This is a genomic window from Saccharopolyspora sp. ASAGF58 (assembly GCF_012277335.1).
Classification (GTDB): Bacteria; Actinomycetota; Actinomycetes; order Mycobacteriales; family Pseudonocardiaceae; genus Saccharopolyspora; species Saccharopolyspora hattusasensis.
This window is the reverse complement of record NZ_CP040605.1, coordinates 6,421,518-6,435,989: the sequence shown is the minus strand read 5'-3', so window position 1 is coordinate 6,435,989 and position 14,472 is coordinate 6,421,518. Positions and strand designations below refer to the sequence as shown.

Sequence of the window (14,472 nt, the reverse complement as noted above, 5' to 3'; positions counted from 1 at the left end):
ACACCTCACGGCGTTGGCGCATAACGAACACCGTGCTCGTCCACCAGTATGCGCCCAACCTCACGAACGGAAGGTTCCTCCACCAGCTTCAACATGGCCCCTTCCCAAGGAGTGGGGCTACGGTGGAATCGCCCGCGCAATCGGGCAGCGTCAGGACCTCGGAGGCGGAAGATTATGTCAAGTACACACCGCACTGAGCATGTCCCTGAGCAACCGCGCGAGCATGAAGACTTTCAAGTCGTGCTCGTCGCCCAGATCAACTTGCCTTGGGCGAGGCGACGGCTGGTCGACGCCAGCGCACTCGTTCGCACCGCGAACCTGACCACGAGCGTCCATGGCGGACTGCGGATGATCGCAAACGTCGTTATGGCCGCGGCGAAGACCCTTGCTACAGGCCGTCAGGAAGCTGCCCCGCCCGAGGAACATCCGACGCTGCTGGTTACCTCAGAGCGCACCGACATTTCAAAAACCGACGCTCGTCAAGGACGCAAGCCGCTACCCCAGGAATGACCTCCTCTGCCCATTGCGGCGGAGTCGCGAGCGTGGACGGCACCAACAGCAGCTGGCCAGTGCAAGCCGGCGCAGAGTCGCTGTCACACAGGATCAGAGTAACCACTCGCTCAATGCGTAACTCCAGTAACGCAAGTTTCTCCAACGCTTCATGTGCGGTCGTCCGAGTTCCACCGCGGCTGGTTGCGACCAGCCGAATGCCCGAAGGAGAGAACCACGAACTCCAACGAGCAAGGGCGCGAGCGGGTCCGCCCACTTGGTCATGGATGGCCTGTGTGGAAAGTCCCGGCAGACGATCGTCCATTCAGGACCTTGGAACGTTCGAACTGCTCTCGATTGCCACGCTGCGATGGACACCATGTAAGCGGGGCAACCCCGTGGCGGTGTTGTCGCCAATGGTGAGGATGATGCCGCCCCGGATCCTCACCGTGCGCGTAGCCAGGAACGAGGCCGAACCCCTTGCTCGACAACGATGCATCTACTGGCTAGTAGCGGTTCCGCCGCCCTCCCCCTCGTGCGTTGGAGTCGTCGGTTCCTCGTTCGAGCTGCTCGAAATCTCGCGACGGGCGTTGCACCAGGCCCGCTGCGCATGCCGTTGCGTCTCTGCGACTTCGGCGAACGCTTCACCATGTTCCTGCGCGGCAAGGGCATCAGCAATCCCAGCCAATGCCACCACGCCGCGCGACCCAGCAAGCGCGAACGCCGTGACCAAATCATCCGGCAGGGCTGCACCGGGGCCCTCTCCACGCGCGGCGCCTGACTCCGCGTCCACTGCGCCCTCCCAAGCTGAGCTTAGTTGCGCTAGAGCATCTAGTAGGTTGCGCCAAACAGTGACCTGCTCGACGTTCGGTTCTGGCGACATGTCACTCATCGTCTCCACTCCTCGAATCACTCCTACTGTTAGGTAAAAACTAATTTGACACACCGAAGCCATGAACGCAGCCTGGATGGATTGCAACCGCTTTTCCGACCATCACCGAACCCTGCCATTGAACAGCCGACAACTTACACTAGTTGTCGAGCAATGTCCTGGCATTCGAGAAGCCACTTCCGCTTTTATCAAAAGACATTTCGCCGAACCTATCCGACGCGATCTCCAGCCGACTTTTCCTCCTACCGGTTCCACCTTTGCTACAGGAGCACCCCAGGGCCTCCGCGTGAGACACTGGACGCATCAACTCCGCACGGTGATCGCGTATTGGAGCAAGGGAGACGACCCTGCTACGTCAACCTGATCTACCGCCAGACGATCTCCTGGACGAGATCGAGACCGCAGCCCGGGCGCTCGTGGTGGTCTGGGCGCGCAGTGCAAAACGCGTGCGGCCGACCGTTTCGGCATCGCAACTGCGCGCTCTGCTTGTGGTGGATCGTCACTCTGCGATCAATCTCGCTGGGCTCGCTGACGAACTCGGCTCGATCCCCTCCTGTCACCAGTCGGTTGTGCGATCGTCTTCAGGCCGCCGGGCTGCTCGTACGCCGAAGCAGCGCCAATGACCGTCGTGAGATCAGCCTGCAGCTCTCCCGCAACGGACGGAGTTTCGTACAACGGTTCCGAGGGGCGCGAAAAGCGGACTTGACCGCGGTACTTCTGCAGATGAGCCCGCAGCGCCGCAATACCCTGCTCATGGGTTTGAACGCCTTCTACTCAGCGGCGATGAAACTCGGCCACGTCGACGAAGAGCTCGTCTGAGCGACTAATCAGGAACTGCTATCCGAGCTGTTGCTGCTGCGGCGCCGTGCCGCGACAAACCTGCTTCCAGCCACCGCCGCCTCATGGAACCGCCGTGCTAAATCGCGGCGGTGCACCGACTGGTGACCAAGCTCGGTTTGGCCGAGCGGATCAACGACAGTCTGGCGTTGTTGAAGGTGCACCTGCCCTACCATGAGTCCGATCACGTGTTGAACCTCGCCTACAACGTGGCCTGCGGCGGCACCCGGCTGGAGGACATCGAGCGGCTGCGGCATGACACCGCCTACATGAACGCGCTGGGCACGGACCTGATCCCGGATCCGACCACGGCGGGGGACTTCTGCGGCCGGCTCGCCGAGGACGACGTGGTGGCGTTGATGGAGGCGATCAACGCGGTGCGCCCGCAGTTGTGGACGGGTCGGGGACGAGACCTACTGGGTCCGATCGCCTACCTCGACGTCGACGGCACGATCGTGCCCACCGGCGGGGAGCACAAGGCCGGGATGGACATTTCCTACAAGGGAATCTGGGGGTATGCGCCGCTGATCGTGTCGCTGGCCAACACCAAGGAAGTGCTGTATCTGGTCAACCGGCCCGGCAACGCGCCCAGCCATCAGGGCGCGGCGGAGTGGATTGACAAGGCGATCGAGTTGGTGGCCCCGCACGCCGAGCGGGTGTGCCTGCGCGGGGATACCGACTTCTCGTTGACCGCGCACTTCGACCGCTGGGCCGAGAAGGTTGACTTCGTCTTCGGCATGGACAACAACGTCGCGCTGCGCTCCCGCGCCGAAGCGCTCGACGAGGCCTGCTGGAGCCGGCTGCAGCGGCCCGCCGCCTACGAGCCGCGCACCGGAGGGACCCGTGCCCGCAGGGAGAACCACAAGCAGCGGATCGTCACCGAACGCGGGTATGTCAACCCCCGCCATGGTCATCCGCCGCGCCCGCAGCATCACCATCCGGCTCATCGGCTACCAACCCAGCCTGGACCGTCTCTTCAGCACCTGGAACACCATCGAACGCCCCGCTTCGGCTAACCTACCACCGGTTACCAGACTTCACACCCGACCACCGCGCACCCGCGGCGGCGACCACGCCTGCCCGAACCCCGAAATCGGCGCCCAGCACCCACCCGAGCGCCACGACACCGGCCCATACGAGCCCCACAACGCCCCCACCACTCATCGGTGTATCCCACGCTCACGCCAACGTGATCATTTCGGCTACCACCGCCCCCACAGAGACCGACTCGCTTATTTGAGGGCTAGTCCTCGCTCCCATCCGGGCATGCTGCGTCTGCCGCAACCAGACCGTCCCTTCGAGCCAGCCTGCCGATGGGCTGTCATTGCGGAAACTGGCCGGCCGCTTCGACTATCGCTATGTGCCCCCAGCCGTCTCGGCCGCGCGTACCCAATCGACTTTCCCGTGTTCTGCAAGGATATCGCCCCTGGTAAACCGTGGCCGCCGCGCACCGTCACCGCACGCAACGCGACAGGGCAGGAGCGTTCAGGATGTAACGTCGCTGCCGCAACCAGGCTCCGTCCGCAGCCTGGACACGATCCGGTAATCGACGTAAACCTCGCGGTATGTGACGCCCTCGACAACGGGGTCTGGGAGGTGGGTGCGCTCGCTGCCGGACACCGACTCCTCGCCGGGATGGCCGGTGAATTCGACCCGGGTGTCCGGCACTTCGTGAAAGCGCATCTCCCGCGCGTACACCGTGCTGGTGAACGTCACCTCCGCCGCTCCATCGACCGTCACTGGTTCACATCCCGCCCCGTCGGTCTGGGCCGCTTGGAAGACCCCCGCCGTGGCTCGCCTGACGCCCAGCGTTCGGCGGGTGTGCCGGCCTGGGCGCCACGTCTGGCTTTTCCCTCTGCTCGCTCCCGTGGGCGTTGACCGCCCTTGGTGGGACGGCTCGTGTCCTTGTCACCGACGGCTTCCCCGACATCTTCGACCGCTTGGTCCACAGTTTGTCCGACCCGTTCGACGGCGCCTCTGGTGGTTTCGCCCATTTCTTCGACGGTCTCACCGACCTCTTCGACCGCCTCACCCGCACCGCGCCCGACCTGCTTGACCGCCTCACCAGCTCCCTCACCGACACCCTTGGCCGCCGACTCCACGCCCCGGGTCACGTGTTCGAGGATTTGCGGGTTGCGGTCGATCGTCTTCAATACACGGTCCAGGATCGCGGCGACGTTGTCGAGGCGAACCTTCAACAGCGCCTGCGCCTCGACGCCCTTGATCTCGAGCGCTACGCGCCCCAGTGCCGCGTCCACCCCGACATTGAGCTTGAGCAGATCCAGGACCTCGGCTTGCAGGGACACCCGGGCGCGGAGATCCTCGACCTCAAGGCTGATCTCGTCCACTTTCAGGACAGGAATGTCCAGGAAAACGTCCGCCTGCTCGTTCGGCTCGCCATCCAGCTCGAGTTCGTCGTAGCTCTGCTGTTCGTCGCCATCCTCAGGCTCGACCTCGAACCGGTCCTCGCCGGGGTCTTCCGATGCACCCTCGGACATGTCTCCCACCCCTCTGAAGTGTCCTGGAGGTTCGTGACGCCGTGCCGCCAAGGTAAACCCGCAACGTCGCGGGCACCGGGCTACGAGCGACCGGAAATCTGCCGGTAGCCGGCCGTGAGTCGTTTGGGCCGCCATGGGACTCTGTTGCCTAATTGATCGTCATGCGGGAAGGGTGAGTTCGAGTCTGGCGAGGCGGCTGGTGCGTGTGGTGCTGGGCTGGACGCCTGTCCACCAGGCGTCCAGTCGGATGAGGTTGATCGCGGTGGCGGCGAAGACGTGGGCGAGGTGTGTCTTGGGCAGGCCGAGGTAGCGGCTGCGGCGGATGCCGGTGGCCGCGACCGCTTGGTGGATCGTGCCCTCAACCCCGGCACGGGTGGCGTACCGTTGTTTCCACTCGTCGGTGGTCTGCTCGGCTCGGGCGTGCTCCACCGTTTTGTGGATCTCGCGGGGACGCAGCATCAACTGTCGACCGCTACGGGTCGAGCGTGTGCACTGTGGACGGACAGGACACGTTTGACAAGCCGTGGCTGGGAAGCGCACCACGAGCGATTCCCGTCCTCGTTCGGTGCAGACCGACCAGATCGTGTTGGTCACCCCTTGTGGGCAGGTGACCTGCTGGGTGTCCCAGTCAATGGTGAAGGCGGTGCGGTCGAAACCGCCCTTGGCGCGGGCCTGTGGGGAGTTGTCGACGCGCAACGGACCCGGCAGCGTGATACCGAAGTCGCGCTGGGCGCTGATCATCAGCACCGTCGCTTCCAGGGCGGTGCGAGCGCGGATCGACTGCGGCCTGCCGATCGAGTATCACCGCACGAAACGACTCGCGGCCCGTTCGGCACCGCGATCCAGGGCTGGTGCGGCTGAACGGCTCCGTTTTGTGATGCAGCCCTGGCTCAGGGGCATGTCGACGTTGAATCCGGACCCGTTCTCGGTTCCTGGGCGCATGTGGTCGTGCGGCGCGTGTGGATATGGACGCCTCCGCGTGCTCGGCCGTGGGCAAGGTCGGCGGCGCGCAGACAGCAGCGCACCCACATGTTGAGTTGCATTTCCTTGGCCAGCCGCGCTCGTGCGTAGAGCAGATTCACCAGCCGGGTGCTGGGGCGCGCCCAGGCTTCGATCTCGAATCGAACCGCATCTTCCTCCGGCCGGGCGCGGAACTCGATCTGCCCGGCTTCCAGGTGCCCCCGCAACGTCACCATCCGAAACGAAGCGTCCTCGCAGGCCACAACCCGGACCGGCGCGTTCCACGGCCCCGGCATCCGGACCACGAGCTCGTCACCGACCCGCAGACCACCTTCCCTACCTCGGGTTCGCTGCACCGTCGCGACCTCGCGCGGGAAGGCTCGGTTGAGATCAGCCATGACCACCGCCATCAACATGGGGGCGTCGAGATCGCCGGCCTCGATCCGCACGCTGAAGGTGCGGTGGAACAGCTGGCCGGTTCCGTCACCGACCAGCTGGCAGCGCTCGTCGATGAGGTCATCGGGCACCGCCGGGGGCAGGTCCGACTCATCTCCGCACTCCTCGCTCCGGTGCAGCGGCGTGATCTGCCACAGGTAGCGCCACGAGATCAAAGCCATGCCGAGCAGCAAACGCGCCCCCGCGAGCGCGCGGCGGACGAAAGAAACCTTGGACGCCACAACGGCACTCCTTTCGCACGGATCGCCCGGGCCGGGCATGCTCGTGTCATGCCCCGAAACGCCAGCGATGACACGGGGAGGACCAGTGGTCGTTCGGGCACTGCACCAGGTCGGGCTGCGCAGCACCCATCTGCAGGTGCTGTCGCTGGGGTCGGTTCTGCTGTGCTTGGGCCTGTGGGTCAGGGCCAAGACCGTCGACGAGGAACAGCGCGGCAACGCCGAACGCCGAGCCCTGTTCACCGGTTTGTGGCCACCAACGCTGTGGTTGATCGGTGCTTCACTGCACGAACTCGAACGAAGTCGCGATGCGCGCTCCACTGCTCCGCGGCGTTGACTACGTCTCAGCTCTGGGGAAATTGCGGCACCGCCAGGTGAATTTCACCGCTGAGCAAGTCCAACCGCCGGAATGGCACTTCGACACCTACCGCCAGTACCTCGCGCGCGAGCGACCAGGCCCACCGGAGCCCGGCGGCGCCTGGGAGATCGCCTGCCAACTCGTCCGGGACTACGAGTTTTCGGTGCCCGAGATCGTCCGTGCCGTCTACGACGGCCGCAACCCGCTGCTGGGGCGGGACATGCTCCTCGAAGGGCGCTTCTACGGGTTGCGCTTCTACATGGGCGTGCGTGTGACCCATGTGGTCGACGAGACGCGTGGCGGCTCGCAGCAGGTGTGGGGCTGGGCTTACGCGACGCTCGAAGGCCACCTCGAGCGCGGCAGGATGAGCTACGAACTAGTCAAGGACCTGGCGTCCGGCGAGGTCGAGTTCGTGATCACCGGCTTCTCGCAACGCTCGCCCGCCCTGGGCCCGATCACCCGGCTGGGCTGGTTGCTGTTCGGTCGCCGCATCCAGCTGCGCTTCTACCGCCAGTGCGGCGCACGCCTGCGCAGGCTGGTGCAAGACCGTCTCGCAGGCGCCACCGCGCCGGCGACCGCGCTGCACGAGGGAGACCTGGTGCTTGCGCCCTCCGGCATCCACCCCACCGCTGGCGATCTGCTCACCGTACGGTGGCACCATCCGGGTACCTGAACATACGAATTGCCCGACCGGTCCAGCATTGCGAAGATCCCGTTGAGTTCCGACTTGTATATGTAGCTACCAGTTGGACAGGTCGGATGATCACTGGCCGGTCTGCGCCCAAGCCCCGCAGAACAGCCTCTCTGTTCCACGCGTTCAGGCGTAGGCTGAGGTCAACGAGGTTCTCGGCAACGTGAGCAGTCCCGCTTCCACAGTCCCGGGGGTCAGTACCGGTCGTCGAACGGCCGGGAGGGAGTTCCGCCATGGGACCCAACCAGCCAAACCCGGGCACCGCACAAGCGACCTCCGCAGGCGCCCGCGCCGCAGTCAAGCCGGAAACCGGCACGCGAGGTTTCGTCGACGGCGCTTGGTGGCCGCGATCGGCGAACCCGACAACGGAGTTCACCGCGCTGCTCACCGCCCTCGCCGCCACCCGTGGTCCGATGACCCGGCTCGCCTACAACCTGGCCGCGTGGGAGCCGGCCCCTCGGAAACTCCGCGTCGAGGGGCACCAGGTACGCCTCGAAGGCTTCCACACGCTCGATCAAGACACGGTCAGCCTGACCGACCCGAGCGGACACCGAATGGTCCTGCTGGTCATCCCCGCGGACACGACCGAACTTCGCGGGAACGCGGTGCTGACGAGGGCGTCCGAACCGGACAACGTCGCCACACCCCACGATCTGCTCGCCGATGCCCCGAATTCCGTTCCTGCGGTCATCCCGCAGCCAACCGAGGCGTCGCCGGAAGCCCGCTGGGAGACCGACGGCGGCCACCTATTCACCGTCCGATAGACCGCGGTGGGTTGTCGTCTGCGGCCGTCGGTCGGCACGGGTCGGCCGCCGAACGGGGGCCTCGCGGACCAAAACTTTCTCAGCAGGCGAGAACGGCAAACCCACCAGGTTTTGCCTTCGGAAGGAGGTGTGTGCGATGCCGGTGCTGCAGTTCGACCCGTTCCGCGATATCAGCCGGTTGGCCAACGAGGTGTTGACTGCGGCGCGCACGCCGCAGCCCATGCCGATGGATGCCTACCGCCGCGGCGAGGAATACGTCGTCGAGTTCGACCTGCCTGGCATCGACCCCGAGTCGCTGGAGGTCACCGCTGAGCACAACACGCTGACCGTGCGCGCGCAGCGCAGCGCGACCGAGTCCAGCAGTTCGGACGTGAGCTACCTGGTCACCGAGCGCCCCACCGGCACGTTCGCCCGGCAACTCCAACTCGGCGCCGCGCTGGATGCCGACCGCGTCCAGGCCGAGTACCGCAACGGGGTGCTGACCCTGCGCATCCCGGTAGCCGAGCAGGCCAAACCCCGCCGCATCAACGTCGCCCGAAGCGACGAAGCCCGCATGATCTCCGGGCCCACCACGGACCCCGATTAGACAGTCGACCTCTTCCAGCCCGCCGTTCATGCAGCCCGGAGGGCTGGCGCGTTCCTACTCCGGTTCCCGGGCGGGTGGATTTTCGAGGAAGGCGCGGAGCTGGTCGGTCGGGAGCGGGCGGGAGAACAGCCAGCCTTGGTAGAGATCGATTCCGAGGTCGCTGAGGACCTGGAACTGGCCGATGTTCTCGACGCCTTCGGCGACGCAGCTGCGTCCCATCGCGTGCCCCATGCCGGTCATGGCTTGGGCGATGGCGACGTCGGCCACGTCGGTTTCCACACCGGAGACGAACTGGCGGTCCAGCTTGATGATCTGCGTGGGAAGGTCTTTGAGGCGGGCCAGCGAGGAGTAGCCGGTGCCGAAGTCGTCCAGGGCGAAGCGCACTCCGCGTTCGGCGAGCTCGATCATCGCTTCGCGGGGGCGCGCGGGCAGGTCGATCAAGGACGTTTCCACGATTTCCAGAACCACGCGGTGCGAGTCGATGCCGCTTTCGGTGATGATCGCGGTGATCTCATCGACGAATTCCGGGTCGTGGGGCAGCAGATCGACCAGGTTGACCGCGACGGCCACCGGGTGTCCATTCCGGACGGGCCAGCTGGCCGCCTCGCGCAAGGCGGTGCGCAGCACCCACCGGTCCAGTCCGCGCAGCAGGTTGCCTTGTTCGGCCACGCGCAGGATCACCTCCGGTGAGAGCAGGCCGCGGTCGGGATGCGGCCAGCGCACCAGCGCCTCGGCCATCGCGACGGAACGATCACCGGCCAGGATCGGCTGGTAGTGCAGGACGAGGGAGTCGGTCTCCATAGCTGCGCGGAGTTGCTCTTCGAGGCCCAGTTGCTCCTCCACCGTGGCGATCATGGTGGGGGTGGCCAGCGACACCCGCCCGGGTCCCCGGCTCTTCGCGTGGAACATCGCCGCGTTGGCATAGCGCAGCAGATCCGCGCCGACGGTGTCCCGGTCGAGCATCGCGGCCCCGATCGAGGCCGACACGGCGACGGGATGCCCGCGCACGGGCACGCTCGTGCGCAGCAGCTCCGCCACCCACATCGTGAAGGCTTCCAGGCTCCCCACGGCGTCGACGTCCGAGCAGATGATCAGGTACTTGTCGCCGGAAAGCCGGGCCGGCGTGCATCCGGGCGGCAGCCCGTCCACGAGACGCCGCGCCAACGCCGTGAGCAGTTCGTCGCCGGCCTCCTGGCCCAGCGCGTCGTTGACGCGCTTGAAGTTGTCGATGTCGCAGAACAGCACGGCGACCTGTTCGGCGCCCCGGTGCAGCAAGCTGTCGAGCAGCTCGTTGAGGCCCGTGCGGTTGAGCAATCCGGTCAGATCGTCGTGGGTGGCCTGGTAGCGCAACGCCTCAGTCTGGCGCAGCCGCTCGGTGATGTCCTGGAACACCACCAGCCAGAACCGGCTTCCGTCGTCGGCCACCGACGCCGCGCTGTGCACGTCGCAGTGCACGGCCTGGCCATCCGAACGCACCAGCACCCGCTGGTGCACCCGTGACCGGTTCAACGGTGCATCCATCGCCGCGGCGTCCACGAGGAGGCTTGCGCCCCGGTCGTCCGGGTGCAGCAGGCCCGCGGCGGGCATGTTATTCAGGTCGTGCAGCCGGTAGCCCAACAGGCCGCACAGCGCCTCGTTGGCATCCAGCACGCGCTCGGACGCATCGAACAAGGCGATACCGGCCGGGGTCAGGTCGAACAGGTCGGTGAACCGCCGGCTCGACCGCTGCTGCCGGGCACCGGCTTCGGTCTCATCACGGGTGACCTGGATGAAACCTCGCACGCCACCCTCCGCCGACCGCTGCGCGATGATCACCACGTGGGCCCGGAAGCGGGTGCCGTCCCGGCGCAGGAGCCAGCCTTCGTCCACATGGCTGCCGAGCTCGGCGGCCTGAGCCAGCTGCCATTCCGCGTGGTCGGCGACGCCCGGTTCCGCCGGGGAGAACACCGAGAAGTGCTTCCCGATGATCTCCTCGCTGCGATAGCCCATGATGCGTTCTGCCCCGTCATCCCAGCCATCCACCCGACCGGCCGCATCGAGCGCGAAGATCGCGTACTCCTGCAGTCCCGCGGCCAGCAGACCGAGGCGCGCCTCAGCCTTCGACTGCAGCCGCGCAATCCCGCCGTGCCCACCCCGGGTCACGAACTCGGTATCACGTTCCTCGACCATCGGGCCCCGATGCGTTCGATCCTCACCCTGATTTTCGCACCGACGCAGCCGGACTACGACTACAGCTTGCCGTCGAGCAGCACCCCGGGTCGGCTCATCGAGCTCAGGCCTGGAGGTCGACGACGGCCTTCACCTCCTCGGGGCCCGTCTCGAAGACTTGGGCCCAGTCGCCCAACGGGATCCGGCGGCTGATCAGGGCCCCCAGCCAGTTCCGGTCCGCGCCGGCCAGCGCCTGCACGGCCTGGTTGTAGTGGCGCAGGTTGGCGTTCACGCTGCTCAGAACGACGTCGTTGTCCAGCATCAACTCGTCGTCGATCGCCGCCGCTGGGAAGGGCACGGTGCGGTGGTGGCCCGTGCTGCCGGTCAGCACCGTGATGGAGTTGCGCGCGGTGTGCCGCAGCACCTCGAACACGACCTTCCCAGAACCGGTCGCCTCGATCACGACATCCGGTTCGCAGCCCAGATCGTCCAGCGACGTGTGATAGGTGGCGCCCAGCGCGCGCACCAGATCCGGTTTCGGCCCCTCGGTAGCGTGGTCGAGAACGTGCATGTCCAGGCCGCGCTGCGCGCCCAGCAGCGCACCGAGCAGGCCGATCGGTCCGGCGCCGGTCACCAGCGCGTGGCGGGGAGCGAAGTAGGCTCGTCTGCCGATCGTGTCGACCTGCTCCCACGCCTTGGCCACCGCCGATGCAGGCTCGGTCAGCACCCCCAGATCACCGAGCGCCGGGGTGACCTTGATCGCGAACTGGGGCTCGACCGTCCATTGCTGAGCACCGAATCCGTCCAGTTCCTTGATGCCGCGCTCGGTGTACTCGCCGTTGAGGCAGAAGTCCCACTGCCCGGCCGTACACGCCTCGCACGGCTGCGGGTCCGGACGCCGGACGACGCCCACCACGTAGTCGCCCTCCAAGAAACCACTGACCGCGGGCGCGTGGATCACCCGACCCACAGATTCATGAAAGAGAACCATCCGGTCCCGCCCCGGCGGCAAAAGACCACGCGCGCGTTCGGTGACATCACGATCAATGTCGCAGAACCCCACCAGCAGGCCACGCACCAGCAGCTCCCCTGGCTGCGGCACGGGATCGGGCAGTTCGGTGACCGCCGACAACTCCGGCCTGCCTGGAACCACGGTGGCGGCCTTCACCAGAAAACCCTCCCGTCCCGTCGGGTGCGCACCGACATACGACCAGAACGCGGCTACGAGGTGTTGTCCCTGATGGACGGGTGTCGCAACGGCATGCCGACCGCGTGCAGGTGCCGCAGCACCTGGGCGTAGGAGCTGAGCAATTCGCACTGGCTGTACGAAACTCCGCGACTGGTGCAGAACCGGCGCACCAGCCGCTGGGCATGTCGCAGGTTCGGCCGGGGCATGCTCGGGAAAAGGTGATGTTCGATCTGGTAGTTCAAACCTCCGAGCAGGAAATCCACGAACCGGCTCCCGCGAACGTTGCGGGAGGTGAGCACCTGCTTGCGCAGGTAGTCCAGCCTGTCTCCCTCGGACAGGGTCGGCATGCCCTTGTGGTTGGGCGCGAACGCGCACCCCATGTACACGCCCCACAAACCCTGGTGCACCGCGATGAACACCACCGCCTTCAGCGGCGACAACACCAGCAACACCACCACCAGATAACCCACCACGTGCGCGGCGAGCAGCACGGTTTCCACCCGGTGCGCTTTCACCTCCCGCCGCAGCACGGCCTGGATGCTGCGGACGTGCAGGCCGATCCCCTCAACCGTCAGCAGCGGGAAAAACAGGAAAGCCTGGTACTTCGCCATCCACCGGACGATGCCGCGCTTGGCGCGGGCCTGCTCGGTGGTGAACGCCAGAACCCGGATCTCGATATCGGGATCAGCGTCCTCATGATTCGGGTTGGCGTGGTGACGCCGGTGCTTGCCGACCCACCAGCCATAGCTGATCCCGGTGAGACACCCGTGAACATGCCCTACCAGATCGTTCGCCCGGCGCGTGCGGAAGATCTGGCGGTGCCCGGCATCATGTCCGATGAAAGCGAGTTGGGCGAACGCTCCCGCGAACGCCATTGCCGTGAACACCTGCCACCAGGAGTCGCCAAGCACGATGAACGCTGCGCCGGCGGCCGCGAGCAACCCTCCGTTGATGGCCATCTTCGCCGCGTAGTAGGCGCGACGATGATCCAGCAGGCCGCGTTGCTTGATCAACCGAGCCAGCTCGGCGAAATCACTACCTCGCCCTGCGCTCCCGTCACCGACCGGGCACCCCGCCGTCCGGCGGTGTTCACCCGAAGTCCCGACATCCCCCCGCGAGTTTTGCCGCGACGACCGCCTACCACCACCAGTGGGCGGCGCATCGGAAGTCATGATCGCCCGCCCCCCTTACGACCGATCGACACCCGCCTTCCTGGGTGCGCTCGGGAGCCTAAACCCAACACGGAGTTGCCGCAGGCACATCATGCCCCTGCCCCCGCACTGGCGACGTCGCCGAGTCCGTCACCACACGAGTACCCATGCGCGCGGCCGTCACTCGAGTAATGCCGTTGCTCGGCGAAGGGCAACCACCAGCGTGCCGAACTACGCTCGGGAACAGCAGAGGACAGGAGCGTGCACTGGGGACCTACACGGCCTTCTACTGCGTCTTCTACGGTCTGCCACAGTGGCTGGAGGACGCTAGGGGGCTGGGACCGGTCGGAACCGGCCTGGTGGTGCTGCCGATCGCGGCCGTCGGCGCGGTGTCGACGCTGCTGGCCACCCGGCTGCAGCGCAAGCACGGGCCGCGAGCGGCGTTGCTCGTCGGGACGGCCGCGCTATGCGTCGGCGGGCTGCTGCTGACGGTGCCGGATGCCGGCTCGCCGACGCTGCTGCTGCTCGTGGTCTCCGCGATGCTGGGGTTGCCCAACGGGTTCAACAACATGGGCAACCAGGGCGCGATGTACGCCGCCGCCCCGGCCGAGCGCATGGGCGCGGCATCCGGGCTCTACCGCACCTCGCAGTACGTCGGCGCGAACCTCGCCGCCGCGCTCCTGGCGCTGGTGATCGGCGGGCACGCCGACGATGCCAGCCTGCATCGGATGGGCCTGGCGATCGCGATCATCGCGGGCGCGCTGCTCGCCGCCTCGCTGTTCGGCCTGCTCCGCCGCCGACGCGCCTGAACACGGGCGAAGGCCCCGCACCTGGTGGGGTGCGGGGCCTTCGCGAGCTTAGGGGCCGGCCCGGGATCCCGGTACCGGCCGGGCAACCCGAAACTCAGACGAGTCGGACGTCGCTGGCCTGCGGGCCCTTCGGGCCCTGGGTGACCTCGTAGGTGACCTTCTGGTCCTCGTCGAGGCTGCGGAAACCGCGAGCGTCGATCGCCGAGTAGTGGACGAAGACGTCCGCGCCACCGTCGTCAGGCGCGATGAAGCCGAAGCCCTTTTCCGAGTTGAACCACTTCACGGTTCCCTGTGCCATGTCTCTCTCCTTCTGGGAGCCGGTACTACTACAGGCACTCACACTGCGTGACCGCCTGGGTCGCGGATCTCGAACGGCGACTTCTCCAGCTACAACCAGATAGCAGCACGCTCGCATCACCATCCTGC

The 14,472-nt window shown here is 66.4% G+C and carries 15 protein-coding genes and 1 pseudogene; 8 read left to right on the top strand and 8 right to left on the bottom strand.

The features are described from left to right. Positions 1–240: 240 nt before the first annotated feature. From FDZ84_RS30105 to FDZ84_RS30090, 3 genes and pseudogenes are all read left to right on the top strand, one after another. Positions 241–510 (top strand): hypothetical protein, encoded by a 270-nt coding sequence (locus FDZ84_RS30105; protein ID WP_210435210.1) that lies wholly within the window; start codon positions 241–243, stop codon positions 508–510. Between the two features lie 589 nt (positions 511–1,099). Next, positions 1,100–1,270: a hypothetical protein gene (locus tag FDZ84_RS30100; protein ID WP_168588621.1), complete on the top strand. Its 171-nt coding sequence runs from the start codon at positions 1,100–1,102 to the stop codon at positions 1,268–1,270. Between the two features lie 1,031 nt (positions 1,271–2,301). Beyond that, positions 2,302–3,123, top strand: a pseudogene (locus tag FDZ84_RS30090) (transposase); the annotation flags it as partial. A gap of 580 nt (positions 3,124–3,703) precedes the next feature. On the opposite strand, the gene FDZ84_RS30085 reads toward FDZ84_RS30090, so the two are convergent. The 4 genes from FDZ84_RS30085 to FDZ84_RS30070 form a co-directional block, all read right to left on the bottom strand. After that, positions 3,704–3,958 (bottom strand): hypothetical protein, encoded by a 255-nt coding sequence (locus tag FDZ84_RS30085; RefSeq protein ID WP_246868538.1) that lies wholly within the window; start codon positions 3,956–3,958, stop codon positions 3,704–3,706. Further along, positions 3,955–4,716 carry a hypothetical protein gene (locus FDZ84_RS30080; RefSeq protein WP_246868537.1) on the bottom strand — a complete coding sequence of 254 codons (762 nt, stop codon included), beginning with the start codon at positions 4,714–4,716 and terminating at the stop codon, positions 3,955–3,957. Before FDZ84_RS30080 ends, FDZ84_RS30085 begins: the two co-directional genes overlap by 4 nt. Positions 4,717–4,875: 159 nt before the next feature. Then, positions 4,876–5,457 carry a transposase gene (locus FDZ84_RS30075; protein ID WP_246869253.1) on the bottom strand — a complete coding sequence of 194 codons (582 nt, stop codon included), beginning with the start codon at positions 5,455–5,457 and terminating at the stop codon, positions 4,876–4,878. Positions 5,458–5,606: 149 nt separating this feature from the next. Beyond that, a complete protein-coding gene (locus tag FDZ84_RS30070) occupies positions 5,607–6,353 on the bottom strand; it encodes a DUF1990 family protein (RefSeq protein ID WP_246868536.1) in 747 nt (248 codons plus the stop codon). A gap of 85 nt (positions 6,354–6,438) precedes the next feature. Here FDZ84_RS30070 and FDZ84_RS30065 point away from each other — a divergent pair, with 85 nt between their 5' ends. From FDZ84_RS30065 to FDZ84_RS30050, 4 genes are all read left to right on the top strand, one after another. Beyond that, complete coding sequence (locus FDZ84_RS30065; RefSeq protein WP_168588618.1) at positions 6,439–6,687, top strand: hypothetical protein; 249 nt, start codon at positions 6,439–6,441, stop codon at positions 6,685–6,687. Then, complete coding sequence (locus FDZ84_RS30060) at positions 6,659–7,381, top strand: DUF1990 family protein (RefSeq protein ID WP_168588617.1); 723 nt, start codon at positions 6,659–6,661, stop codon at positions 7,379–7,381. Before FDZ84_RS30065 ends, FDZ84_RS30060 begins: the two co-directional genes overlap by 29 nt. Before the next feature lie 251 nt (positions 7,382–7,632). Beyond that, a complete protein-coding gene (locus FDZ84_RS30055) occupies positions 7,633–8,163 on the top strand; it encodes a DUF5994 family protein (RefSeq protein ID WP_168588616.1) in 531 nt (176 codons plus the stop codon). Between the two features lie 136 nt (positions 8,164–8,299). After that, entirely contained in the window at positions 8,300–8,749 is a 450-nt protein-coding gene (locus tag FDZ84_RS30050; RefSeq protein ID WP_168588615.1) for an Hsp20/alpha crystallin family protein, read from the top strand. A gap of 54 nt (positions 8,750–8,803) precedes the next feature. Here FDZ84_RS30050 and FDZ84_RS30045 read toward each other — a convergent pair whose 3' ends face one another. The 3 genes from FDZ84_RS30045 to FDZ84_RS30035 all read right to left on the bottom strand — a co-directional run bounded on the left by FDZ84_RS30045 (position 8,804) and on the right by FDZ84_RS30035 (position 13,108). After that, the gene (locus FDZ84_RS30045; RefSeq protein ID WP_168588614.1) at positions 8,804–10,918 is read right to left on the bottom strand and encodes a bifunctional diguanylate cyclase/phosphodiesterase; all 2,115 of its coding nucleotides are present in this window, start codon (positions 10,916–10,918) and stop codon (positions 8,804–8,806) included. A gap of 103 nt (positions 10,919–11,021) precedes the next feature. Further along, positions 11,022–12,065: a glucose 1-dehydrogenase gene (locus tag FDZ84_RS30040; protein WP_168588613.1), complete on the bottom strand. Its 1,044-nt coding sequence runs from the start codon at positions 12,063–12,065 to the stop codon at positions 11,022–11,024. A 53-nt stretch (positions 12,066–12,118) separates the two neighbouring features. Further along, positions 12,119–13,108 (bottom strand): acyl-CoA desaturase, encoded by a 990-nt coding sequence (locus FDZ84_RS30035; protein WP_246869252.1) that lies wholly within the window; start codon positions 13,106–13,108, stop codon positions 12,119–12,121. A gap of 296 nt (positions 13,109–13,404) precedes the next feature. Between FDZ84_RS30035 and FDZ84_RS30030 the strand changes: the two genes are divergently transcribed. Beyond that, on the top strand, positions 13,405–14,046 hold the full coding sequence (locus FDZ84_RS30030) for an MFS transporter (RefSeq protein WP_168588611.1): 642 nt from the start codon (positions 13,405–13,407) through the stop codon (positions 14,044–14,046). A gap of 94 nt (positions 14,047–14,140) precedes the next feature. Here the strand turns inward: FDZ84_RS30030 and FDZ84_RS30025 are convergent, their stop codons facing one another. Beyond that, positions 14,141–14,344 carry a cold-shock protein gene (locus tag FDZ84_RS30025; protein ID WP_168588610.1) on the bottom strand — a complete coding sequence of 68 codons (204 nt, stop codon included), beginning with the start codon at positions 14,342–14,344 and terminating at the stop codon, positions 14,141–14,143. Between the last annotated feature and the right edge of the window lie 128 nt (positions 14,345–14,472).

Bases quoted from the DNA above. Each gene is read 5' to 3' on its own strand.
- FDZ84_RS30100 (WP_168588621.1), top strand. From the start codon at position 1,100: ATGCCGTTGCGTCTCTGCGACTTCGGCGAACGCTTCACCATGTTCCTG.
- FDZ84_RS30080 (WP_246868537.1), bottom strand. From the start codon at position 4,716: ATGTCCGAGGGTGCATCGGAAGACCCCGGCGAGGACCGGTTCGAGGTC.
- FDZ84_RS30075 (WP_246869253.1), bottom strand. From the start codon at position 5,457: ATGATCAGCGCCCAGCGCGACTTCGGTATCACGCTGCCGGGTCCGTTG.
- FDZ84_RS30060 (WP_168588617.1), top strand. From the start codon at position 6,659: ATGCGCGCTCCACTGCTCCGCGGCGTTGACTACGTCTCAGCTCTGGGG.
- FDZ84_RS30055 (WP_168588616.1), top strand. From the start codon at position 7,633: ATGGGACCCAACCAGCCAAACCCGGGCACCGCACAAGCGACCTCCGCA.
- FDZ84_RS30050 (WP_168588615.1), top strand. From the start codon at position 8,300: ATGCCGGTGCTGCAGTTCGACCCGTTCCGCGATATCAGCCGGTTGGCC.
- FDZ84_RS30045 (WP_168588614.1), bottom strand. From the start codon at position 10,918: ATGGTCGAGGAACGTGATACCGAGTTCGTGACCCGGGGTGGGCACGGC.
- FDZ84_RS30030 (WP_168588611.1), top strand. From the start codon at position 13,405: ATGCGCGCGGCCGTCACTCGAGTAATGCCGTTGCTCGGCGAAGGGCAA.
- FDZ84_RS30025 (WP_168588610.1), bottom strand. From the start codon at position 14,344: ATGGCACAGGGAACCGTGAAGTGGTTCAACTCGGAAAAGGGCTTCGGC.